Consider the following 23,781-nt stretch of genomic DNA (forward strand, 5'->3'; position numbering starts at 1 on the left):
CGACAAGATCCGTGACGTTATCGGTAAAGGTGGCGCGACCATCCGTGCGATCTGCGAAGAAACCAAGGCTTCGATCGACATCGAAGACGACGGTTCGATCAAGATCTTCGGCGAAACCAAGGAAGCGGCTGAAGCAGCACGTCAGCGCGTTCTGGGCATCACCGCTGAAGCCGAGATCGGCAAGATCTATGTGGGTAAAGTTGAGCGCATCGTCGATTTCGGCGCATTCGTCAACATCCTGCCAGGCAAGGACGGTCTGGTGCACATCTCGATGTTGAGCGATGCTCGCGTAGAGAAAGTGACCGACATCCTGAAAGAAGGCCAGGAAGTGGAAGTGCTGGTACTGGACGTGGACAACCGCGGTCGTATCAAACTGTCCATCAAGGACGTGGCAGCGGCGAAGGCCTCGGGCGTTTAATCACCCCCAGGCTTTAGCGCAATAAAATGCCCCGCCGTGAAAACGGCGGGGCATTTTTTTGTCTGTCATAAACACCCAGAGATCGCAGCCTGCGGCAGCGTCCACAAAAGCGCTGTGGTAACCCGATCATGCAAGAGTTGCCGCAGGCTGCGATCTTTGCTTTTGTGAAAACCGGTGCTAGGTTTAGCCCACCGCCCGTGTAGCTCAGCCGGTAGAGCAGCGCACTCGTAACGCGAAGGTCGCAGGTTCGATTCCTGTCTCGGGCACCATCTTCCTTATTTCACCTTGCGGCTCAGATCCTCGACAGTACGTTTGAGCTGATCCATCGCCCGATCCTGATCGTTGATTTTCTGCTTCAGACTGGAAATCTCGCTGCTGTTCGAATTGGAGCTGGAACCGCTGTTGCGCTTGAGGTCCTCCACCTGACGGCCGAGGGTTTCGAGCTTGCGATCCTGTTCCTTGACCTTGTTTTTCAGCTCCTCGATTTCCTTGCCGCTGGAACTGGAGCTCGAACCGCTACTGCGTTTGAGTTCTTCGATCTGACGTGATTGATCGCTGATGGTGTCGCGCATTTTTTTCAATTCATCGACGCTGAAATCGCTGCGGATCACCACTTCTTTACCATAGTCGTTGTGAATCAACGAAAATTTGTCACCGTAGGAGGGGCTGCTGGAACTCAGCTCCAGTGCCATTGCGCTCGCGGGAAGAGCCATGGCAGCAATCAGAGCGGTGGTGGAGATAACGGCGGACATTTTCGAAAAACTGCGCATCACTGGTTTTCCTTGTGAACAGCGAAGATGGGTGCCGAAGTGGCACATCGCTATGACTCGGATTTCGTATTTATGTTCCGTAGGTCAACTTTTTGTGCGAGAGATGTAAAGAGCCGTGTAATTCGTCATGCAAACGTCCTATATTCGGTGCCTGCATGAGCATCGCTTAGCAGTTTTCAGATGATCCCGAATGGTTCCGAAGGCCGGACAAATCCGCGTCAGAGAGATCCTTGATGATCCAGATCCATCCTCCATTCTTACGATCAGCGAGAACGCCATGACCGAATTAACTCAAGAGCAACGTCACGAATTAGCGCTGGAAAAGTACATTCTGGACGTACCGGACCTGAAAGAAGAGATCAAGGACCTTAGTCCTGATGATCAGAAAGATCAGATCCAGTGGGCGTTCGAAGACGAGGCCGAAGCTCAGGGCCTGCAGCCCTGGGAGTTGACGCTCAAGTACACGAGCACGCCGGAGGAGTTCGAGGCGCAGCGTCTCGTGCTGCACAAAGAGGCGGCCGAAGTACTGGGTGTCGAGTGGGATGAGTACTGCGAGATGAATAATCTGGTGGTCTGAAACAAAAACGCCAGCCTTATCCGGGCTGGCGTTTTTTATTGCGTAGTCTTCAGAGACTCAAGCGCATCGACAGGTCGACCGCTTTGACGTCCTTGGTCATCGCGCCGATCGAGATGTAATCCACCCCGGTCTCGGCAATCGGCAGCAACGTGCTTTCGTTGATACCGCCGCTCGCTTCCAGCTTCGCCTTGCCGCCGTTCAGGCGCACGGCTTCGCGCATGTCATCCAGGCTCAGCTCGTCGAGCATGATGATGTCAGCGCCTGCCTCCAGTGCTTCTTTCAGCTCATCCAGGCTTTCCACTTCGACTTCCACCGGTTTGCCCGGCGCGATCTTGTGCGCGGCGGCAATTGCCTGCGGGATGCCACCGCTGGCGGCGATGTGGTTTTCCTTGATCAGGAACGCGTCGTACAGTCCGATGCGGTGATTGTGGCAGCCACCACAGGTCACTGCGTACTTCTGCGCCATACGCAGGCCTGGCAGGGTTTTACGGGTATCGAGCAGCTTGACGTCAGTAGCGCCGACGAAGTCTGCGAGGTACTGCGCGCGTGTGGCCACGCCTGACAACAACTGCAGGAAGTTCAGCGCACTGCGTTCACCGGTCAGCAGCGACCGCGCCGGACCTTCCAGATGAAACAGCGGTTGATTGGCTTTGACCCGCTCGCCATCGACCACTTGCCAGTGCACTGCAACGCGGGGATCGAGCTGACGAAATACTGCATCGACCCACGCCGTGCCACAGACGACGGCCTCGTCGCGGGTGATGATGGTGGCTTTGGCCAGGCGTTCGGCCGGGATCAGTTGCGCGGTGATGTCGCCGCTGCCGATGTCTTCGAGCAACGCACGGCGCACGTTGGCTTCGATTTCGGCGGTCAAATCGGCGAGACGTAGATTCGGCATAACGGGCTCCACAAACAAAGTGGTTCGATTATAGGGGCATGGGATCAGCCAACCCAAGGCGAGAACGTGCGTGCCTGACTGCATCCGGTCGAATTTGTTTGAGCAAACAGTGTTGAACCGTGGTCACTGGAAGGGCGCCGGTATAGGGGAAACCCTGACGGCTATAGCGCCGGAGACATCTTTTGCAAGATAATCCGCCTTGCATTTGACGTCATAGCTTTGACGTCCTAAGAATCACCGTTCCAGGAGGCTTGGATGCACAACGACGGGAAAGTAGTGCCTTTGCACAAGGCCGCTACCGATCAGGCGAATCACTCGCCGCTCGCCCGCCTGCCTGTGATTCTGCTTCAGGTTCGCGACAAGGCTGCGCAGCAACTGCGTCACGGTTTGCAGGAACTGTTCGATAACGCCGACGACACGCTGTTTGAAATGGCCGATCGGGCGCGCAACGACGTCGAGCAGAACATCTTTTTCGAAGCCATGCGCGACCTGCGCCTCAAGCGCAAGAATATCGAGCGCGGCTTTCTCGAACAGTTTTTCGAGGCCTTCGTCGGTCTCACTCAGTACGACCCCACGCACAACACGCTGCCACGCACGCTGATGTTTGAGGACTCGGCACCGCGCACCGATGACATGGAGCGCAGCGTAGCGGTCGAAACCATGGTCGGTCGGGTGCTCAAACGCGATGGTTTCGCCCTCGATCAATTGACTCTGCGTCTCAACGCCTTGCTCGGCAATACCCTCGACGACCAGCACAACCCGCTCGGCCCGGCGATGCTGTGCGAGTTCTTTTTGCAGGCCGGGCGCAATCTGGGCGTGGAGATCAAGGTCAAGCTGATCCTGCTCAAACTGTTCGAGCGTTATGTGCTGGCCGACACCGAACAGCTTTACGCTGAGGCCAACCAGTTGTTGCTCGCCACCGGCGTGTTGCCGGCGTTGAAACCGGCACCGGCGCGGCGCGCCATGGATCGAGCGGCCGCGAGTGTCTACAGCGAAGAAAGTCATGAGCCGACGCCCGCCGACGAAGGCGTGCAAGAAGTGTTCGCCGCGCTGCAGGAGTTGCTGTTGCATGTGCGCGGCAGCGTGGCGCCGACCCTGGAACCCAGCAGCGCGAGCCAACCGATCACCACACGCGACCTGCTACGCCTGCTTTCGCATTTGCAACAATACGTGCCATCGCTCGCCGCGCAGGACGACTTCGATCTGCGCAATCAGCTCGAACAACTGCTGACGCGGGTCAGCGTCAAAAGTGGCAAGTCGCGGATCGTCGGTGGTGCAGACGAAGACGTGATCAACCTGATCGCCATGGTCTTCGATTGCATCCTCGAAGATCGCAACGTACCGGATTCGCTCAAGGCGCTGATTGCTCGTTTGCAGATTCCGATGCTTAAGGTAGCCGTCCTCGACAAAAGCTTTTTCAGCCGTAGCAGCCATCCGGCGCGGCGCCTGCTCAATGAAATCGCCGACGCAGCCATGGGCTGGGGCGACTGCGACAGTGCCGAGCGCGACAGTTTGTACGTGCGCATCGAACAAGTGGTGCAGCGCCTGCTCAGCGATTTTGTCGATGACCCGGCGATTTTTTCCGAGCTGCTCGCCGACTTCCTCGCCTTTACCAGCGACGAACGCCGCCGCAGCGAACTGCTTGAGCAGCGTTTGCGCGACGCCGAAGAGGGGCGCGCCAAAACTGAACTGGCCCGGCGCCGGGTCGAACAGGCATTGAATCAGGCATTGCTGGGCAAAGTCCTGCCGCCGTCGGTAGTCACTTTCGTCCAGAACGCCTGGAGCAAGGTGCTGCTGCTGACGCGCCTCAAACATGGCGATCAGTCCGCAGAGTGGCAGGCCGATGTGCAGACCATGGAGCAATTGATCTGGAGCGTGCAGCGTCATGATGATCCCGAGTTCAGTCTGCGTTTATTGACTCTGGTGCCGGGGTTGCTCAAGTCGCTGCGTGATGGCTTGACCAGTATCGCGTTCGATCCGTTTGCCACCGGTGAGTTTTTCAGCGAACTCGAAGCGCTGCACGTGAAGGTATTGGAGCGAGCGGCGGACACCGATCAAGCGACGATGATGGTCGAAGTGTCGCAGCAGATCGTTTTGCCGACCGCTGACGAGGGCTCGGTGGAACTGACCTCCGTACGTTTGCCTCACGACGATGCAGGTCTGCGCCAGGTTGACCAGTTGCGCCTCGGCAGTTGGGTGGCGTTTGCGGAAGACGACGAACACAGCTTGCGCTGCAAACTGGCCGCTATCATCGAAGCCACGGGCAAGTACATCTTTGTCGATCGCACCGGGACGAAAGTACGCGAACGCAGTCGCACCAGCCTTGCCCTCGAATTCCGCCGTGGCGCCGTCCGTGCGCTGGACGATACGCTGCTGTTCGACCGGGCGCTGGAGTCAGTGCTGGGCAATCTGCGGCGACTCAATCGCGCCAAGTGATCGCGCGCCGGGGGCCGATCACGGCATACTGGGCGTCAACACAGTCGGCGTTGAAGGAATCGGTATGCAGTTGGATCCCGCTAGCGGGTGGTGTCACGGGGTGCAGGTCTGCCCATCGCCCAACTTCAATGAGCGTCCTGCGGGCGAAGTCTCCCTGTTGGTCATCCATAACATCAGCCTGCCACCGGCGCAGTTCGCCACGGGCAAGGTGCAGGAATTTTTCCAGAATCGTCTGGATGTCACCGAACATCCCTATTTTGCAGGGATTGCTGACCTGCGCGTCTCGGCGCACTTTCTGATTGAACGTGACGGCAAGGTCACCCAGTTTGTCTCCTGTCTCGAACGGGCGTGGCATGCCGGAGTGTCGATTTTCGACGGCCGCGAAACCTGTAACGATTTTTCCGTGGGCATCGAACTCGAAGGCACCGATGATCTGCCGTTCACCGATGCGCAGTATCAAGCCTTGACGACGCTGACCCGTCAGTTGCAAACAGCATTTCCGGCTATCACCGGCGCCCGTATTTGCGGGCACAGCGATATAGCACCCGGGCGTAAGACCGATCCTGGCCCGGCATTCGACTGGGCGCGTTACCGCGCAGCCCTGGCACAAGAGGAAGGACAATGAGTTTTCTGGTGTTACTGCTGGCGGTCTGGATCGAGAAGTTCTCGGCCTTGCGCCATCGGGTTCAACGCGATGGCGGATGGATCCGCGAACTGAACAAACTCGAAAGCAGCGCGCGACTGGCCAGCCAGCCATGGATAGTGCTGACGATTCTGGTGTTGCTGCCGGTGGCGCTGCTTGGCTTGTTGCTGGTGGTGCTGGAGCCAGTAGCCTATGGCTTGCTGGCCTTGCCGGTGCATTTACTGGTGGTGATTTACAGTCTGGGACGCGGCGATTTACTCGGCGGCCTCGGGCCGTTCCGTGATGCCTGGCGCCGTGAGGATCTGCAAGCGGCGGCACATGTGGCCAAGCGCGATCTGGATATTTGCGCTGACAGCGGCGAGCAATTGCTTGATCGCGTGCAGGGGCATCTGCTGTGGGAGGCTTATCAGAGTTTCTTCGCGGTGATCTTCTGGTACTTCCTGCTCGGGCCGGTGGCGGCGTTGGCTTATCGCTTGTTGGCGCTGGCCGAAGAACACGGCAAGAATCCCGCACTGGCCGAACGCGCCGGGCAAATGCGCCATGCCTTTGATTGGGTGCCGGTACGCTTGCTGGCGGCCAGCCTGGCGCTGGTCGGCAACTTTGTCGCGGTCAGCCGGGTGATGCTGCATGAGCTGCTGAACTGGAACATCAGCGCTGCGCAACTGATCAACAAGGTTGGATTGGCTGCTGGAGAGATCCCTCCGCCTGCGGTCGGTCCGGATGGCATCAACACTCTCGATTGCCTGTGGGAACTGCTGCTGCGTGCGGCAGTGCTGTGGTATGCCGGGTTTGCCTTGTGGACGGTTCTGGTTCACTGATTAAAAAAAGATCACAAGATCGCAGCCTGCGGCAGCTCCTACACAGGAATTGTATGTTTCCTGTAGGAGCTGTCGCAGGCTGCGATCTTTTTCGTTGTTAACCTTAAGTTACAAAACCTCCCTTCGATTTGAGCTATACAGAGACAGCGCCCGATAGTGGCTATCTGCTGTCGCCCCGCGCCTGCCAATAAAAACAAGAAAAACCAAGGGAGACTTCCAGTGAAGAGCTTGCTCTATCCCGCCGTCTCGCTGATGAACCGTCTGAGCTTCGGCATGAAGTTCAGCCTGATCAGCGTGCTGTTCCTGGTGCCGATGCTGGTGACCAATTTCTATCTGGTGCGCGATTCCTATCGCGAATTCCAGGGCACCCGCGTCGAGCTGCAAAGCCTTGATCTGCTGGGCAGCAGCCTGGCCCTGCGCCGGGATCTGGAGACGCTGAACAATCTGGTGCAGATCAACGTCACCCTCGGTCAGTCTGGCAAGGCCGGGAATGTCGAAGCGCAAATTACCAAGCTTGAACAAGCGGTTTTGACACGCCTGCAAGGGCTGACGGCGATGACCGACGATCCCGAACATATCCAGGTGTTCGACGGCAAACGCGATGAAATGATCGCCGCATTCAAGGCGCAGCAAACGGAAAACTCGCTGCAGAGCAAAAGCGCGTTGATTGGCAAACTGCTGGCCAGTGCGCAGATTTTCAGCCAGATCATCACCAGTCAGGCCGGCCTGAGCCGCGACAACCAGAGCGATATCCGCCAGCTCAGCGAACTGGTGACCCTGATCACGCCGACCGTCACGCAAACCCTCGGCGAAGGCCGGGCCATGGGTTCGTATTCATTGGGCCAGGGTTTTCTCAACAGCGCCTCAAGCACCCGTTTCGATGAGCTGTTGGTGCAGATCGAAAAACTCCAGGCGGAGTACGCTTTGAAATTGCAGGACGCCCTCGGCTCCAGTAAAGCTGCGCGCGAACACCTCAGTGCGGTGGCCGACAACAGCAAGGCCTCGTTGAAACAGGCCAGCGAACTGTTCGAAGAGCAGGTCGTCATGGCCGACACCCTCGATGCGCCGTGGCAAGCTTTTTACGATCAGGTCACCGGGCTGATCGGCAAGACCTACGAGCTCAACGACGCCACGTTGAAATTCCTCGACACTCAGTTGCAGCAGCGTCTGGCGCAGAATCGCACACACATGCTTCTGCAGACTGTGGCGCTGTCGGTGGTGTTCGTGTTGATTTTCTACCTCTATGGTGGCTTCTACGCTTCGACCCGCACCACGCTTAAACGCCTCGGGGCGATGATGGACAAGGTCGCGGCCGGTGACATGACGGTTAACTTCAAGGCCAACAGTCGTGATGAGCTGGGTGAGTTGGGCGAAGTGTTCAACGGCACGGTGAAGAAGATTCACGACTTGATCGAGCGCGTCGGCCAGACCGTGGGCGAAGTCGAGCGTCAGGCCGGCCAGGTTGAAAACGTCTCCGCACAAAGCAATCAGGCGGTGGCGGGCCAGCGCACGCAGATCGAACAAGTGGCGACGGCGATGAACCAGATGTCGGCGACTTCACTGGAAGTCGCACGCAGTGCCGCCGCGGCGGTGAGCAGCGCCCACAGCGTGAATGACGAGACCATCAGCGGTCGTGGGCTGGTGGAGTCGCAGCAGGGCAGCATTGCTGCGCTGGCCAGCGAGATCGATCAGTCAGTGTTGGTGATCAATCAACTCGCCAGTGACAGCCAATCGATCAGCCGTGTTCTTGAAGTAATCAAGAGCATCGCCGAGCAGACCAATCTGCTGGCGCTCAACGCCGCGATCGAAGCGGCCCGTGCCGGTGAGCAGGGTCGTGGTTTCGCCGTGGTTGCCGATGAGGTGCGCACCCTGGCCAAACGCACCCAGCAATCGACCGAAGAGATTGAACAAATGATCGCCAAGCTGCACGGCGGTGTCGGTGCAGCGGTGAAAGCCATGGGCGTCAGCCATCAGATGGCCAACGGCACGGTCGGGCAGTCGGAGAAGGTTCAGCAGGCACTGGAAAACATCCTTGGGGCTGTGGGCATGATCGTCGATCAGAACCAGCAGATCGCCGCTGCCGTTGAGCAGCAAACGGCGGTGGCCCATGACATTGATCAGAATATCGTCGAGATCAACCGCGCCGGCGAGCGTACCGCGCAGGGGGCGCATCAGACCGAAGATGCCAGCCGGGCACTGTCGGCTCAGGTCGTGGAACTGAAACAACTGATCAGCGCCTTCCGCGTCTGAGCTGTACACAAATCCCCTATAGGAGCTGCGGCACGCTGCGATCTTTTGATCCTGATTTCAAAGATCAAAAGATCGCAGCCTCGTTTCACTCGACAGCTCCTACAGGGGGAGATGTGTTACCAGCCGAAGACTTCGCAGCTGTTGGCGGTGCTGGCCGTGGCCAGTTGTTGCGGGCTGATTTTCATCAGTCCGGCCAGCGCCTCACAAATCGCCGGCAAGTGCGCCGGACTGTTGCGCTGACCGGGAAACATGACAGGCGCCATGTCCGGTGAATCGGTTTCCAGCACGATCGACTCCAGCGGCAACTCCGCCAGCACGCGATGCATGCGCAGTGCCTGCGGCCAGGTCGGCGCGCCGCCCAGACCCAGTTTGAAACCCAGTTTGATGTACTCCCGCGCTTCTTCACGGCTACCGGCGAAGGCGTGGATGATCCCCGCGCGTTTGAGCTTGAAGCGTTTGAGCGTTGCGATCACCGCCGCGTGGCTGCGCCGGACGTGGATCAACGCCGGTAACTCAAAATCCGCCGCCAATTGCAGTTGCGCTTCGAAAAGCGCCTGTTGTCGCTCGCGATCCAGCGTTTCGATGAAGTAATCCAGACCGATTTCGCCCACCGCACATAACTGCCGATGACCGCGCAAGCGTGTCAGCCAATCGCCGAGTGCGTTCAGATCTTCCGGGCGATGCTGATCGAGGTACACCGGATGCAGACCGAACGCCGCGTACAAATCGGCATCGCTCTGCACCAGATCCCACACCCGTTGCCAGTTCCCCTCATAAACCCCCAACACCACCATCCGCCGCACCCCGAGGGCACGGCTTTCGACGAGCAACGCCTGTCGATCTTCGTCGAAGTCGGGGAAATCGAGGTGGGTGTGGCTGTCGATCAGCTCCACGATTCAGTCTCGGTGAATACGCTGCTTGAATGTCCGCGCGATGGCCTGCACGCCGGGCTCGTACTTCGACTGTTCGACGGCGGCCAGCGCCAGTTCCAGCGCCTTGTCGGCAATCAACTGGTGCTGTTGGGCCATGGCGTTGACCGGCAGCGGCAGGAAATCCAGCAACTGCGTGTCGCCAAAGGTGCCGAGACGCAGCGGCCGCGATTTCAGCGGGAAGTCATGCAGCGCATCGAACACGCCCTGCAGCAGGACGTAGGACGTGGTGACCAACGCGTCCGGCAAATGCCCCAGGCGTTGCAGGAGTTCTTCCATCAACTGCTTGCCGCACTCACGGCTGAAAGATTCAGCGTGCTCGACCAGCACCTCGCCTTTGAAGTCGACCAGCGCTTGTTTGAACCCGGCAGCACGTTCTTGGCTGATGCTCAGTTCCGGGCGCGCACCAAGCAGAACGATCTGCTTGAGTTGCGGGTCGAGCAGGCTCTGGGTCAGGTGCAGGCTGGCCTCGCGGTCGTCACTGATCACCGAGCAGAAATGCTCCGGCTCCATGACCCGGTCGATGGCGATGATCGGCAGACCTTTGGCCTGCAACTGCCGATAGCTGTCATCGCCGGCCGGCAGGCAACTGGCGACGATCAGCGCATCGCAACGGCGCGCGCGGAACAGTTGCAGCAACTGGCGCTCGCTGTCCGGTGCATCGTCGGAGCTGGCGATCAGCAACTGATAGCCGCGCGCCCGCGCACCTTGCTCCAGCAGTTTGGCGATCCGCGCGTAACTGGGGTTTTCCAGATCCGGCAGAATAAAGCCCAGCGTGCGCGTGTGCCGACTGCGCAGCCCGGCTGCTTGAGGGTTTGGCGTGAAGCCATGCAGATCGACCACTGCCCGCACGCGCTCGACGGTCGCAGTGCTGATGCGCTGCTGTTCGGCCTTGCCGTTGATGACGTAGCTGGCGGTGGTCACGGACACTCCGGCCAACCGCGCGATATCACTGAGTTTCAACCCGGGATTTCCTTGTTTTTGCGAGCTTGCCGCAACATTTTCGCCAATCCTACCCGATTAGGGCAGGCGACTATTGTCGCAGCGCATCCGACAAGTTGGACTTCAAGGATGGGACATTATCGAGTAACGTGCCGATCAATCTAGATTAAACGTTTCAGCAAGCGTATTTTCTACGTTTTAGACGCCTTTGGCCGGTGCTGCCGTGAAACCGCCAAAACTGCCGCTGAAAAGCAAAGCGGCAGAGCGCCTAAGCTGCAACCATCCAAAACAATACCTGGCACCTTCATGTGCCAAAAAGGAGATCGCATGCTCGAGCTCACTATAGAGCAGATATCCATGGGCCAATCGGCTGTGGATAAACCCGCCGCCCTGCAATTGCTGGCCAATCATCTGGTGGCCGATGGTCTGGTCGCCGACGGCTACCTCGCCGGATTGCAGGCCCGGGAAGCCCAGGGCTCGACCTTTCTCGGTCAAGGTATTGCCATTCCCCACGGCACCCCGGAAACCCGCGATCAGGTGTTCGCCACTGGCGTGCGCCTGATGCAGTTCCCGGAAGGCGTGGATTGGGGCGATGGCCAGATCGTTTATCTGGCGATTGGCATCGCCGCCAAATCCGACGAACACCTGCGTCTGCTGCAACTGCTGACCCGTGCCCTCGGCGAGACCGATCTGGGTCAGGCCCTGCGTCGCGCCAGTTCGCCTGAAGCGCTGCTGAAACTGCTGCAAGGCGCGCCGCAAGAGCTGGCGCTGGACGCGCAGATGATCGGCCTCGGCGTCTCGGCCGACGATTTCGAAGAACTGGTCTGGCGTGGCGCACGTCTGCTGCGGCAGGCCGATTGTGTAAGCAACGGCTTCTCGGCGGTGTTGCAACAAGTCGAAGCGCTGCCGCTGGGCGACGGCTTGTGGTGGCTGCACAGCGAACAAACGGTGAAGCGTCCGGGCCTGGCGTTTGTTACCCCGGACAAACCGATGCGCTACCTTGGCCAGCCACTCAGTGGTCTGTTCTGCCTGGCCAGTCTGGGCGAGGCGCACCAAGCGTTGCTCGAACGTCTTTGTGCGTTGCTGATCGAAGGTCGCGGCCATGAGCTGGGCCGCGCCACCAGCAGCCGCAAAGTCCTTGAAGTGCTCGGCGGTGAATTGCCCGCCGACTGGCCAAGCGCTCGCATTGCCCTAGCTAACGCCCACGGTTTGCACGCGCGTCCGGCGAAGATCCTCGCGCAACTGGCAAAGAGTTTTGATGGCGAGATTCGCGTGCGCATCGTCGACGGTCAGGACAGCGCCGTGTCGGTGAAGAGTCTGAGCAAACTGCTCAGCCTCGGCGCCCGTCGTGGCCAGGTGCTGGAGTTGATTGCCGAGCCGAGCATTGCCGCCGATGCCTTGCCAGCGTTGCTCGCCGCTATCGAAGAAGGCCTCGGCGAAGAAGTCGAGCCGCTGCCCGCGATTAGCGAACAACGAGAAGTCTTTGCCGACATCGCCGAAGTAGTCATTGCCCCGGCGTCCGGCACTCAGTTGCAAGCCATTCCCGCCGCGCCCGGCATTGCCATCGGCCCGGCGCACATTCAAGTGCAACAGACCATCGATTACCCAATGCGCGGCGAGTCCGCTGCCATCGAACGCGAGCGTCTCAAGCAAGCGCTTAGCGATGTGCGCAACGACATTCAAGGCCTGATCGAACGCAGCAAGGCCAAGGCCATCCGCGAGATCTTCATCACCCACCAGGAAATGCTCGACGACCCGGAACTCACCGATGAAGTCGACACCCGCCTCAAGCAAGGCGAAAGCGCCGAAGCGGCGTGGATGGCGGTGATCGAAGCAGCGGCCAAACAACAGGAATCACTGCAGGACGCTTTGCTTGCCGAGCGTGCGGCGGATCTGCGCGACATCGGTCGCCGCGTGCTGGCGCAACTGTGTGGCGTGCAGACCCCGAGTGAGCCTGAGCAACCGTACATTCTTGTCATGGACGAAGTCGGCCCCTCCGACGTCGCGCGGCTGGATCCGGCGCGCGTGGCGGGGATTCTCACCGCACGCGGCGGCGCCACGGCGCATAGCGCAATCGTCGCGCGAGCCCTCGGGATTCCTGCGCTGGTCGGCGCTGGCGCCGCGGTGTTGTTGCTGGCGCCGGGCACGCCGTTGCTGCTCGACGGCCAGCGCGGTCGTCTGCATGTCGACGCCGATGCTGCGACCCTGCAACGCGCCGCCGAAGAACGCGACACCCGCGAACAACGCTTGAAGATTGCCGCCGAACAACGCCACCAACCGGCGCACACCACCGACGGTCACGCCGTCGAAGTGTTCGCCAACATCGGCGAAAGCGCCGGCGTGATCAGCGCGGTGGAGCAGGGCGCCGAAGGCATCGGTCTGCTGCGTACCGAATTGATTTTCATGGCCCATCCGCAAGCGCCGGACGAGGCGACGCAAGAAGCCGAATACCGCCGCGTGCTTGATGGTCTCGCCGGTCGCCCGTTGGTGGTGCGCACGCTGGATGTCGGCGGCGACAAACCGCTGCCGTATTGGCCGATCGCCAAGGAAGAAAACCCGTTCCTCGGCGTGCGTGGCATTCGCCTGACCTTGCAACGTCCGCAGATCATGGAAGCGCAATTGCGCGCCTTGCTGCGTTCGGCGGACAACCGTCCGCTGCGCATCATGTTCCCGATGGTCGGCAGCGTTGAAGAGTGGCGTCAGGCCCGCGACATGACCGAACGTCTGCGCCTGGAAATTCCAGTCGCCGATCTGCAACTGGGGATCATGATCGAAGTGCCGTCCGCCGCTTTGCTCGCGCCGGTATTGGCCAAGGAAGTCGACTTCTTCAGCGTCGGCACCAACGACCTGACGCAATACACCCTGGCCATCGACCGTGGCCACCCGACCCTGTCGGCGCAGGCTGACGGTTTGCACCCGGCGGTGCTGCAACTGATCGACATCACCGTGCGCGCGGCCCATGCCCACGGCAAGTGGGTCGGTGTTTGCGGTGAGTTGGCGGCGGATCCGCTGGCGGTGCCGGTGCTGGTCGGCCTCGGCGTCGATGAACTCAGTGTGTCCGGGCGCAGCATTGCTGAAGTCAAGGCACGCATCCGCGAACTCAGCCTGACTCAGGCGCAAACCCTTGCTCAACAGGCCCTGGCCGTGGGCAGCGCCAACGAAGTGCGTGCATTAGTGGAGGCCCTGTAATGGCCAAGATTCTTACCCTGACTCTCAACCCGGCGCTCGACCTTACCGTCGAACTGCCACGCCTGGAGGCCGGTCAGGTCAATCGCAGCGACGAGATGCACACCCACGCCGCCGGCAAAGGCGTTAACGTCGCCCAGGTGCTCGCCGACCTCGGTCATCAACTGACGGTCAGTGGTTTCCTCGGCGAAGACAATTTGCAAGCGTTCGAAACCCTTTTCGCCAAGCGCGGTTTTGTCGATGCGTTTATCCGCGTGCCGGGTGAGACGCGCAGCAACATCAAAGTCGCTGAACAGAGTGGACGCATCACCGACATCAACGGCCCGGGGCCGGTGGTCGATGCCGCCGCGCAGCAAGCGTTGCTGGAGCGGCTGGTGCAGATTGCACCGGGACATGACGCGGTGGTGGTCGCCGGCAGTCTGCCGCGCGGGGTCACGGCGCAATGGCTGCGTGAGCTGATCGAACGGCTCAATCAGCTCGGCCTGAAAGTCGCTCTCGACTCCAGCGGCGAAGCGTTGCGCGAAGCTTTGAAAGCCAGTCCGTGGCTGATCAAGCCGAACACTGAAGAACTCGCCGATGCGCTCGGTTGCGAGGTGGTTTCTCACGCCGCTGAAGCGCAAGCAGCGGCGCAATTGCACGCGCAAGGCATCGAACACGTGGTGATCTCCCACGGTGCTGACGGCGTGAACTGGTTCAGCGTCGGTTCGGCACTGCACGCGACGCCGCCGAAGGTCAGCGTCGCCAGTACGGTCGGTGCCGGTGATTCGTTGCTGGCCGGTATGCTTCACGGTTTGCTCAGCGCCGACACGCCTGAACAAACCCTGCGCACGGCCACCGCGATCGCCGCGATGGCGGTGACCCAGATCGGTTTCGGCATCAACGATGCTGCGCAACTGGCGCAGCTCGAACAGGGCGTGCGCGTGCGCCCCCTGACAGAACAATAAGAGGGTTTGTCATGAAACTAGCCATTGTTACGGCTTGCCCGAACGGCATGGTCACCAGTGTGCTGTGCGCGCGCTTGCTCGATGCGGCGGCGCAGCGTCAGGGCTGGAGCACCAGCGTTGAAGTGGTCGATGCCGCGCACCCGGAACGCGAGTTGTCGGCAGCGACAATCGAAGCGGCGGAGTGGGTTTTGCTGGTCGCCACCGGCGCGGTCGACATGACACGTTTTGTCGGCAAACGTGTGTTCCAGATTGCCCCGGCGCAGGCGTTGCAGGATGTTGAAGCAGTGCTGCGCCGTGGCGCAGAAGAGGCTGAGGTCTACGTTGCCAGCGCGGCTGAACCGGTGGCTGATGCGCCGCGTGCGCCACGCATCGTCGCCATCACCGCGTGCCCGACCGGTGTCGCCCACACCTTCATGGCGGCCGAAGCCTTGCAGCAAACCGCCAAGCGTCTGGGCTATGAATTGCAGGTCGAAACCCAAGGCTCGGTGGGCGCGAAAACTCCGTTGAGCGCAGCGGCGATTGCCGAGGCAGACGTGGTGTTGCTGGCGGCGGACATCGAAGTCGCTACCGAGCGTTTCGCCGGCAAGAAAATCTATCGCTGCGGCACTGGGATCGCCTTGAAGCAGTCCGAAGCCACGCTGAAAAAAGCGCTGGCCGAAGCTGTTGTGGAAAGCGCAGCCAGTAACGGCAAAACACCGGCCAAGCCAGAGAAAACCGGCATCTACAAACACCTGCTGACCGGCGTGTCGTTCATGCTGCCGATGGTCGTGGCGGGCGGTTTGATGATCGCGCTGTCGTTCGTGTTCGGCATCACCGCGTTCAAGGAAGAAGGCACCTTGGCCGCTGCGCTGATGCAGATCGGCGGCGAGACCGCGTTCAAACTGATGGTGCCGTTGCTGGCGGGTTACATCGCCTATTCGATTGCTGACCGTCCAGGTCTGGCGCCGGGGATGATCGGTGGTCTGTTGGCGAGCACCTTGGGCGCCGGTTTTATCGGCGGCATCGTCGCCGGTTTTATCGCCGGTTATGCGGCGAAGGCGATCAGTCGATATGTCGCCTTGCCGCAAAGTCTTGAGGCGCTGAAACCGATTCTGATCATTCCGTTGTTCGCCAGCCTGTTCACCGGTCTGGTGATGATCTACGTGGTCGGCAAACCGGTCGCCGGCATGCTCGGGGCGCTCACGCATTTCCTCGATAGCATGGGCACCACCAACGCGATTCTGCTCGGTGTGTTGCTCGGCGGCATGATGTGCGTCGACCTCGGCGGGCCGATCAACAAAGCCGCGTATGCGTTCTCGGTGGGGCTGCTGGCGTCGCAAAGTTATGCGCCGATGGCGGCGACGATGGCGGCGGGGATGGTGCCGCCGATTGGCCTGGGCATCGCCACGTTTATTGCGCGGCGCAAGTTTGCCCAGACCGAACGTGAGGCGGGTAAAGCGGCGCTGGTATTGGGGCTGTGCTTTATCTCCGAAGGGGCGATTCCGTTTGCCGCGAAAGATCCGTTGCGGGTGATTCCGGCGAGCATTGCCGGTGGTGCGTTGACCGGTGCGTTGTCGATGTATTTCGGCTGCAAGTTGATGGCGCCGCACGGTGGCTTGTTTGTGTTGGCGATTCCGAATGCGATCAACCATGCGTTGCTGTATCTGCTGGCGATTGTCGCGGGGAGTTTGTTGACCGCTGTGGTCTATGCGACGGTCAAACGGCCTGAAGCCGTCGAGTTGGCGCTGGAGCCCGCCAAGGCCTGACTGACAACACAAAACCCTTGTAGGAGTGAGCCTGCTCGCGATAGCGGTCTGTCAGTGACATGAATGTTGGCAGGTATACCGCTATCGCGAGCAGGCTCACTCCTACAATGGGTTCCGCGGTGTGTCTGGTGTCATGTGTGTTTCATGATCGCGTGCTTAAGTTTTCCTTTTCTCAGGGAGAACACCATGAGCGATTTCAACCCCGGTCGCCGGCGTGTCATGCAAGTCGTCGGCGCCGGTCTGCTGATGCCAGGGCTGGCGCCGGCGGTGATTGCCTCGGTCAAGGACCGCCCGCAACTCACCGATGGCGTGCAGTCCGGCGACCTGCAGGGCGACCGCGCGATGATCTGGAGTCGCAGCGATCGGCCGGCGCATATGGTGGTCGAGTGGGACACCCGCAGCCAGTTTCGCCATCCCCGCCGATTGGTCTCGGCGCTGGCCGATGCGCGCACAGATTTCACCGCTCGGGTCGAGCTCACCGGGCTGCCGGCCGATCAGGCGATTTTTTATCGGGTTTATTTCAAGGATGCGCAGACCAGCGTCGCCAGCGAACCGTGGCTGGGTCACCTGCGCAGCGCACCGACGGCGCGGCGCAACATTCGTTTTGTCTGGAGCGGCGACACCGTCGGCCAAGGCTTCGGTATCAACCCCGACATCGGCGGCATGCGCATCTACGAAGCCATGCGTCTGCGCCTGCCGGACTTTTTTATCCACAGCGGCGACACCATCTACGCCGACGGCCCGGTGCCCGCGCAGCTCACCACTGAAGGTGGCCGGATCTGGCGCAACCTCACCACCGAAGCCAAGAGCAAAGTCGCGCAGACCCTCGACGATTATCGCGGCAACTACCGCTACAACCTGATGGACGAAAACATCCGTCGCTTCAACGCCGAAGTGCCACAGATCTGGCAGTGGGACGACCATGAGGTGGTCAACAACTGGTCACCGGGCAAGCAACTCGACGAGCGTTATCAGGAGAAAGATATCCACACCCTGGTCGGGCGTGCGCGTAAGGCCTGGCTGGAATATTCGCCGATGCGTTTGCAGGCTGCCGACGGTGGCGGGCGTATTTATCGCAAGCTCAGCTACGGCCCGATGCTCGATGTGTTCGTGCTCGATATGCGCAGCTATCGCGGCGCCAACGACGACAACCTCGGCGCGGCGAAACCGTTCCTCGGGCGTGAGCAACTCGACTGGCTCAAGCGCGGCTTGAAGAAATCCAAAGCGCAATGGAAGGTCATCGCCGCCGACATGCCAATTGGTCTTGGCGTGCCCGATGGCGAGGTCAGTCCGGGTGTGGCGCGTTGGGAAGCGGTGGCCAATGGTGATCCGGGAGCGGCGCAGGGGCGCGAGCTGGAAATCGCCGAATTGCTCGGCTATCTGCGCGCACAGCAGGTGCGCAATTTCGTCTTCCTCACCGCCGACGTGCATTACTGCGCGGCGCATCACTATCACCCGGATCGCGCGGCGTTTCAGGATTTCGAACCGTTTTGGGAGTTTGTCGCGGGGCCGTTGAATGCCGGGAGCTTTGGGCCTAATCCTTTGGATAAAACCTTTGGCCCGGAGGTGGTGTTCGAGAAAGCGCCGCCGGCGCAGAACGCATCACCGTTTGCCGGGTTTCAGTTTTTTGGCGAGGTGAATATTGAAGGGCAGAGCGGTGAAATGAGCGTGGTATTGCGCGATCTTAATGGCGTAGCCGTTTTCGAGCAAAAGTTGCAGCCCGCTTGAAGATCAAAAGCTGACCCTCACCCCAGCCCTCTCCCGGAGGGAGAGGGAGCCGATCGAGGTGTTTGAAGAGGTACGTCGACCTGAAAGACCGAGTTGATTATGAGATCAGCACAAAGCCTTTCTCGATTATGGATTCGGTAAAGCAGTCGCAGGTCGGCGTACATCTCAAGCATCCCCCAATCAGTTCCCTCTCCCTCCGGGAGAGGGTTAGGGTGAGGGGCTCTTTAATAGACATCACGCCGATATCGACCCTGCTCAATCAACCGCTCCACTTCGGCTGCCCCGAGAATGTCGTTAAGCACCTGATCAACCCCCGAAGCCATCCCCTGCAAGCTGCCACAGATATAAATCACCGCCCCCTCCGCCAGCCATTTCTTCAGCTCATCAGCCGACTCACGCAAGCGATCCTGCACATAAATCTTCTCCGCCTGATCCCGCGAAAACGCTAGATCCAGCCGCTCCAGATCACCGTTGATCAACCACTCTTCCAGCTCCGCACGGCAGAGGAAATCGTGTTCACGATTGCGCTCGCCAAACAGCAACCACTGACGCTGTTGACCATCGGCAATCCGCGCCTTGAGCAAACTGCGCAACCCGGCCAGACCGGTGCCGTTGCCCAGCAGAATCATCGGCACGGGGTCGTTCGGCAGGTGGAAACCACTGTTGCGTCGAACCCGCAAACTGATGCTGCCGCCCACCGGCGCATGCTCGGTCAGCCAGCCAGAGCCAATGCCCAGACTGCCATCCGAATGCTGCTCCTGACGCACGATCAGCTCCAGCACACCGTCGGCGGCAATCGAGGCGATCGAGTATTCGCGCATGGCCAGCGGCACCATCGCATCGACCAGCGACTGCGCATGCAAACCGACCAGATGCGCGCGATGCTCCGGCAATTGACGCGAAGCCAATGCGACTTCCAGCGGCTCGTCGAGGCCGTTGATTTTCACCGTGGTCTCGCCACGAATGCCGAGGCCGTCGAGGAAATGTTCGATGGCCCACGGGCAGTTGCGCGGTAGCACTTCGACCAGGTCGCCAGCTAACCAACTGCTGGTATTCGGTGCGCTCAGGCCCAACAGATAAACCGGCGAACCGCTGCTGTCCGGGTTCATCAGTTCGCGACGTGCCAGCGTCCAGTTGTCGTAGCTCGGCGCTTGCCAGGTATCAACCGGCGCTTGCCCGGTGAGCAGGCCGAGTTGCGTCTGCCAGTGGCGCAGCGCATACGGGTCGCCACTGTCGACTTCCACTGGCGCAAACAGCGTCTTGCCGCCGTGTTCGCTCAGCCATTGATGCAGGCGTTTGGCGAAACCGCAGAAGTGCTGATACTGACGATCGCCGAGACCGAGCACCGCGTAGTTCAAGCTGTCGAGTGTCGAGGCTTTGCTCAAGACTTTGCGCTCGAAACCACGAGCGCTGTCCGGTGCTTCGCCGTCACCGAAGGTGCTGACGACAAACAACGCATTGTTCGATTCACGCAGATCCTGCTCGCTGACATTCGCCAGTGGCTGCACTTTCACCGGCAGTCCGGCGGCCTGCAATTGCCCGGCGGTCTGCCACGCCAGTTGCTCGGCGAAACCGCTTTGACTGGCGAAACCGATCAGCCATGCCGAGGCGTCGCCCGCCGGTTGATCGAGGCCTTTGCGCGCATCCTTGATCTGTTTTTTCTTGCGTCGGCGATCGAGGTACAGCAGCCAGCCGGTGATGAAGAACAACGGCATGCACACCGCCGCAAGGGTGATGATGATTCGCCCGACGAGGCCGAAATAGCTGCCGACGTGCAGCGCATAAATGCTCGTCAGCAGTTGTGCCTTGAAGCTCTTGTCGGCGTAGCGGTCGACGCGTTTGACGATGCCGGTGGCCGGGTCGAGGGTGATCTGGTTGAGCGCACGATCATGCGGCGAACTGTCGAGCAGGTAAAACACCGTCGCCGGTTGACCGGCCACAGGCGGCATCCGAATGTTGTAGGCAGACAGGCCCGGACCTGCCGCGCTGTAGATACTGCTCCACATCGCCGCGTAGTCGGCGATTGGCGCCGGGCCTTCCGGCGCCGGGCCGCGACCACCGCGTACGCGTTCGTTTTGCGGCGCGTCGGAGAGCAATTTGGTCAGGCCTTTGTTGTACCACTCGTACGACCACGACAACCCGGTCAGCGCCAGCAGCAGATAGACCAACAGGCACCAGGTGCCCGCCACCGAATGCAGATCCCAATTGAAAGTGCGGCCCTTTTTCTTCCAGTCCAGCGTCAGCCATACGCGCCAGCTGTTCCACTGTCGCGGCCAGCGCAGGTACAGACCGGAGAGGCAGAAAAACAGCAGGATCAGCGTGCAGGCGCCGGTGATGTTGCGCCCGGTATCGCCCATGGCGAGGAAGCGGTGCAGTTGCAGCATCAGGCCGAAGAAGTCCTGGCCGACGGCATCGCCCATGAACTCGCCGGTGTAGGGGTCGAAGTAGCGCATTTCGCCGCGACGTTCGCCCTTGGGCGGGGTGAAGAAAACTTTCGCCGCGTTACCGCTGTCGGTCTCGACCCAGAGCATCGAGACTTTCTTGCCCGAGGTGGCTTCGATGCGCTCGACCAGTTCGACGGGCGGAAGGACGCCGGCGACTTGTTTTTCCACTTGCAGCACGGACGGATTGATCGCCCGCAGGATTTCGTCCTGAAACGAATAGGCCGCGCCGGTGATGCCCATCAGGGCCAGCACCAGGCCTGCGGTGATGCCAAAAAACCAGTGCAACTGGAACAGGGTTTTCTTCAACACGTCACTCGCCGTCCATTCGGAAATTGTCTTCACGGCGCGCATTATGCCGTGGGTTATCGAGAAGCGTTCTTTATTACGCAGAAAAGCCCCGTTCAATTGAATGAACGGGGCCAAGCCTTGCGGCGCATACCTTGTGGGAGCGAGCCTGCTCGCGAAGGCGTCGTGTCAGTCAGCCTCTACTTAACTGACCCACCGCATTCGCGAGCAGGCTCGCTCCCACAGGTTTCCACATCGGTCAGAAGTGGAAATTGGTGCTCAACAGCGCCGTCCGGCCCGCCGCCTGGTTGGCGAAGTGGGTCGAGAAGGCTTTGTCGTAGTAGTTTTCGTTGGTCAGGTTCTGCACGTTGAGTTGCAGGTCGACGTTCTTGGTCAGCTTGTAGGCTGCCATCGCGTCGTAACGCACATACGAATCGACCATGGTGGTGTTGGCCACGCTGCCAAACACGTCATCCACGTAGAACGCACCGCCACCGATAGTCAGCTTCGGCGTGACCTGGTAAGTGGTCCACAGACTGGCGCTGTTCTTCGGCGTGTTCGGCAGTTCGTTGCCATCGTTGGCGCGGCCCAGTGGACCGCCGTCGACTTGTTCGCTGTCCATGTAGGCGTAGCCGGCGAACACTTGCCATTTGTCGGTGATCTTGCCGCTGGCCGACAGTTCGACGCCTTGCACGCGGGTCTTGCCGGCATTTTCGTACGACGAGGTATCGACTTGCACACGAGCGTTTTCTTTCTCGGTGCGGAAGATGTCAGCGGTCAGCGACAGGCGATCGTTGAGCAGATCCCACTTGGTGCCGATTTCGTAGTTCTTGGTGGTTTCCGGCTCCATGTCGCTGCTCAACAGGTTGCCGCTGCGATCTGCCGTGCCGCCCAATGGGTTGCCTTCCTGACCTTCACCCAGCGTGTTGCCCGGTGGCGTCGCCGAGGTAGCGTAGGACGCGTAAATGCTGCCGTTCTCTGCTGGCTTGTAGACGACACCGAACTGACCGGTGACGAACTCGCTGGTGTCATCACCCTTGGAGGTAGTGCTGCCAGCGTTGTTGTAGGACTTGTAGCCGGTTTCGAAGTGGTCGTAACGCAGGCCCATGTTCACCAGCCATTGCTCCGACAGCTCCAGGGTGTCGAATACATACAGTGCGTAAGTGTCGGACTGGGTGTCGGTGCCGGCGTAGTTGCGCGAGATGGCGCCGTTCCACGGATCGTTCGGGTTCGGGTTCGACAGCGAGGTGCAGTTGTAGCCACTGGCTGCGCCGATCAGACCCGGGTTGCAGTTGGTGGTCGCGGCGCTGGTGCGCGGCGTGGTGTCGGTGTTGACGTTGTACGAGGACTTCTGGCTTTCCTCACGGGTGTATTCGACACCGGTGGAGAAGCTGTTCTTGAAGCCGGCGACGTAGAAGTTGCCGAACAGGTCGGTCTGGTTGGTGGTGGTCTCGGTGTTGCTCACCCGAGTATTGGCACGACGCCAGACGCTGCCGTTGTTGACGTTGCCCTTGCTGTCGTCCGGCTGGGTCAGGATGTAATCCTGCATGCTGGTGCCGTGACGCAGGGTGTTCTTGAGGGTCAGCGAGTCGCTCAGGTCATGCTCGATGGCGAAGGTCGCGGTGTCGGTGCGGCCCTTGCGGAAGTCGCGATCCAGACCGTAGAAGTTGCTGTGATCACCGCCGGCGTAAGGCTTGTCCGGATTGGACTTGGTGCGTGCAGCGGAGCCACCGGCAGGAATGGTGTACGGCACGCCCGAATCCGGGGTGTCGTTGCTTTCCAGATGGTAGTAATCGAGGTTGACGCGGGTGTCGGTGCCCAGGCCAAACGCCAGGGACGGGGCGATACCCCAACGGTCGTAATCGACCTTGTCACGACCGGCGACATTGCTCTCGTGGCTCATCAGGTTCAGACGGCCAGCCGCGGTGTCGCTGAACTGGTAGTTACCGTCGAGGGTGTAACGCTGGGTCTGGTCGGAGCCCCAGGTGAAACCACCGTCGAACGAGTTGCCCAGGTGCGCTTTCTTGCTCACCAGGTTGATGCTGCCGCCTGCTGCGCCACGACCGCCGATGGCGGAGTTCGGGCCCTTGCTGACTTCAATGTTTTCTACGGCGAAGATCTCGCGGCTCTGTGAACCGGTGTCGCGCACGCCGTCGAGGTAGGTGTCGCCTTGGGCGTCGAAACCACGGATGAACGGACGGTCGCCCTGTGGATTACCACCTTCACCGGCACCGAAAGTGATTCCCGGCACGGTGCGCAGCGCGTCCTGCATGTTCAGGGCGCCGGTGTCTTTCAAGACTTGTTGTGGAATAACGGTCACCGAGCGCGGCGTATCGACCAGTGGTGCGGTGTACTTGGGCGAGGAGGCTTTCTCGACCTGGTAGGACGTTGGGTCCTGCGCTTCGCCGTTGATGGCGGTGGCGTCCAGGGCGATGGCATTGCCGGAGGCTTTGCTGTCGGTTTTTTCCGCAGCGAAGACCATATGGCCAGCGGAGCCGGCGGTGATCGCTACGCCAATAGCTGAGGCGAGCAGACGTGGTGAACTGACCGGTAATTGTGCGTGTTGACGTGCCATTTTTATTCCCCTCCCCAAGGATTTGAGGCGGCGGAATATAGGGTAAACAGGTATTCGTATCAATTGCGAAACATTGCTAACTGCACTGAATTTACATTCTTTACAATTTAACCTTACGGTTTTTGCCAGTTCATTCGTCTCCCGGGTTTTACATGGCCAATAAGAATCAATACCATTGCCGCCTCTTTGCCAT

The 23,781-nt window shown here is 60.2% G+C and carries 16 protein-coding genes and 1 tRNA gene; 11 read left to right on the top strand and 6 right to left on the bottom strand.

Annotation, left to right across the window (positions count from 1 at the left end):
* Positions 1-418 (top strand): S1 RNA-binding domain-containing protein (locus tag ACIPIZ_RS21415; RefSeq protein WP_400753582.1); only part of this gene is annotated, 418 nt, incomplete at its 5' end.
* Between the two features lie 193 nt (positions 419-611).
* A tRNA-Thr gene (locus ACIPIZ_RS21420) sits at positions 612-687 on the top strand.
* Between the two features lie 6 nt (positions 688-693).
* On the opposite strand, the gene ACIPIZ_RS21425 is transcribed toward ACIPIZ_RS21420, so the two are convergent.
* The gene (locus ACIPIZ_RS21425; protein WP_401167270.1) at positions 694-1,188 is read right to left on the bottom strand and encodes a hypothetical protein; all 495 of its coding nucleotides are present in this window, start codon (positions 1,186-1,188) and stop codon (positions 694-696) included.
* A gap of 277 nt (positions 1,189-1,465) precedes the next feature.
* Here ACIPIZ_RS21425 and ACIPIZ_RS21430 point away from each other — a divergent pair, with 277 nt between their 5' ends.
* Positions 1,466-1,765: a DUF6388 family protein gene (locus tag ACIPIZ_RS21430; protein ID WP_122662506.1), complete on the top strand. Its 300-nt coding sequence runs from the start codon at positions 1,466-1,468 to the stop codon at positions 1,763-1,765.
* Positions 1,766-1,814: 49 nt separating this feature from the next.
* Here the strand turns inward: ACIPIZ_RS21430 and nadC are convergent, their stop codons facing one another.
* Positions 1,815-2,663 carry a carboxylating nicotinate-nucleotide diphosphorylase gene (nadC, locus tag ACIPIZ_RS21435; protein WP_064387888.1) on the bottom strand — a complete coding sequence of 283 codons (849 nt, stop codon included), beginning with the start codon at positions 2,661-2,663 and terminating at the stop codon, positions 1,815-1,817.
* 255 nt (positions 2,664-2,918) lie between these two features.
* On the opposite strand from nadC, the gene ACIPIZ_RS21440 reads away from it, so the two are divergent.
* From ACIPIZ_RS21440 to ACIPIZ_RS21455, 4 genes are all read left to right on the top strand, one after another.
* The gene (locus ACIPIZ_RS21440; RefSeq protein WP_401167273.1) at positions 2,919-5,099 is read left to right on the top strand and encodes a DUF1631 domain-containing protein; all 2,181 of its coding nucleotides are present in this window, start codon (positions 2,919-2,921) and stop codon (positions 5,097-5,099) included.
* 64 nt (positions 5,100-5,163) lie between these two features.
* A complete protein-coding gene (ampD, locus tag ACIPIZ_RS21445) occupies positions 5,164-5,724 on the top strand; it encodes a 1,6-anhydro-N-acetylmuramyl-L-alanine amidase AmpD (protein WP_064387890.1) in 561 nt (186 codons plus the stop codon).
* Positions 5,721-6,560: a regulatory signaling modulator protein AmpE gene (ampE, locus tag ACIPIZ_RS21450; RefSeq protein ID WP_064387891.1), complete on the top strand. Its 840-nt coding sequence runs from the start codon at positions 5,721-5,723 to the stop codon at positions 6,558-6,560. The genes ampD and ampE overlap by 4 nt, the downstream gene beginning before the upstream one ends.
* Positions 6,561-6,779: 219 nt before the next feature.
* The gene (locus ACIPIZ_RS21455; RefSeq protein WP_401167277.1) at positions 6,780-8,810 is read left to right on the top strand and encodes a methyl-accepting chemotaxis protein; all 2,031 of its coding nucleotides are present in this window, start codon (positions 6,780-6,782) and stop codon (positions 8,808-8,810) included.
* A 116-nt stretch (positions 8,811-8,926) separates the two neighbouring features.
* On the opposite strand, the gene ACIPIZ_RS21460 is transcribed toward ACIPIZ_RS21455, so the two are convergent.
* Positions 8,927-9,703, bottom strand: a complete 777-nt coding sequence (locus ACIPIZ_RS21460) for a TatD family hydrolase (RefSeq protein ID WP_122662398.1) — start codon at positions 9,701-9,703, stop codon at positions 8,927-8,929.
* Positions 9,704-9,706: 3 nt separating this feature from the next.
* Positions 9,707-10,702, bottom strand: coding sequence for a catabolite repressor/activator (gene cra / locus ACIPIZ_RS21465; RefSeq protein ID WP_401167280.1), 996 nt, complete (start codon positions 10,700-10,702; stop codon positions 9,707-9,709).
* Positions 10,703-11,008: 306 nt separating this feature from the next.
* Between cra and ptsP the strand changes: the two genes are divergently transcribed.
* From ptsP to ACIPIZ_RS21485, 4 genes are all read left to right on the top strand, one after another.
* Positions 11,009-13,870, top strand: a complete 2,862-nt coding sequence (gene ptsP / locus ACIPIZ_RS21470) for a phosphoenolpyruvate--protein phosphotransferase (RefSeq protein WP_253480202.1) — start codon at positions 11,009-11,011, stop codon at positions 13,868-13,870.
* A complete protein-coding gene (gene pfkB, locus ACIPIZ_RS21475) occupies positions 13,870-14,811 on the top strand; it encodes a 1-phosphofructokinase (protein WP_105705420.1) in 942 nt (313 codons plus the stop codon). The genes ptsP and pfkB overlap by 1 nt, the downstream gene beginning before the upstream one ends.
* Before the next feature lie 11 nt (positions 14,812-14,822).
* Positions 14,823-16,556 (top strand): PTS fructose-like transporter subunit IIB, encoded by a 1,734-nt coding sequence (locus tag ACIPIZ_RS21480; protein ID WP_401167284.1) that lies wholly within the window; start codon positions 14,823-14,825, stop codon positions 16,554-16,556.
* 186 nt (positions 16,557-16,742) lie between these two features.
* The gene (locus tag ACIPIZ_RS21485) at positions 16,743-18,284 is read left to right on the top strand and encodes an alkaline phosphatase D family protein (RefSeq protein ID WP_401167287.1); all 1,542 of its coding nucleotides are present in this window, start codon (positions 16,743-16,745) and stop codon (positions 18,282-18,284) included.
* Positions 18,285-18,508: 224 nt separating this feature from the next.
* On the opposite strand, the gene ACIPIZ_RS21490 is transcribed toward ACIPIZ_RS21485, so the two are convergent.
* Both ACIPIZ_RS21490 and ACIPIZ_RS21495 read right to left on the bottom strand, forming a co-directional pair.
* Positions 18,509-21,037, bottom strand: coding sequence for a PepSY domain-containing protein (locus ACIPIZ_RS21490; protein WP_401167316.1), 2,529 nt, complete (start codon positions 21,035-21,037; stop codon positions 18,509-18,511).
* Between the two features lie 235 nt (positions 21,038-21,272).
* The gene (locus ACIPIZ_RS21495) at positions 21,273-23,588 is read right to left on the bottom strand and encodes a TonB-dependent siderophore receptor (protein WP_064387899.1); all 2,316 of its coding nucleotides are present in this window, start codon (positions 23,586-23,588) and stop codon (positions 21,273-21,275) included.
* Positions 23,589-23,781 lie beyond the last annotated feature (193 nt).

It is taken from the genome of Pseudomonas sp. NPDC087690 (assembly GCF_044743175.1).
GTDB lineage: Bacteria > Pseudomonadota > Gammaproteobacteria > Pseudomonadales > Pseudomonadaceae > Aquipseudomonas.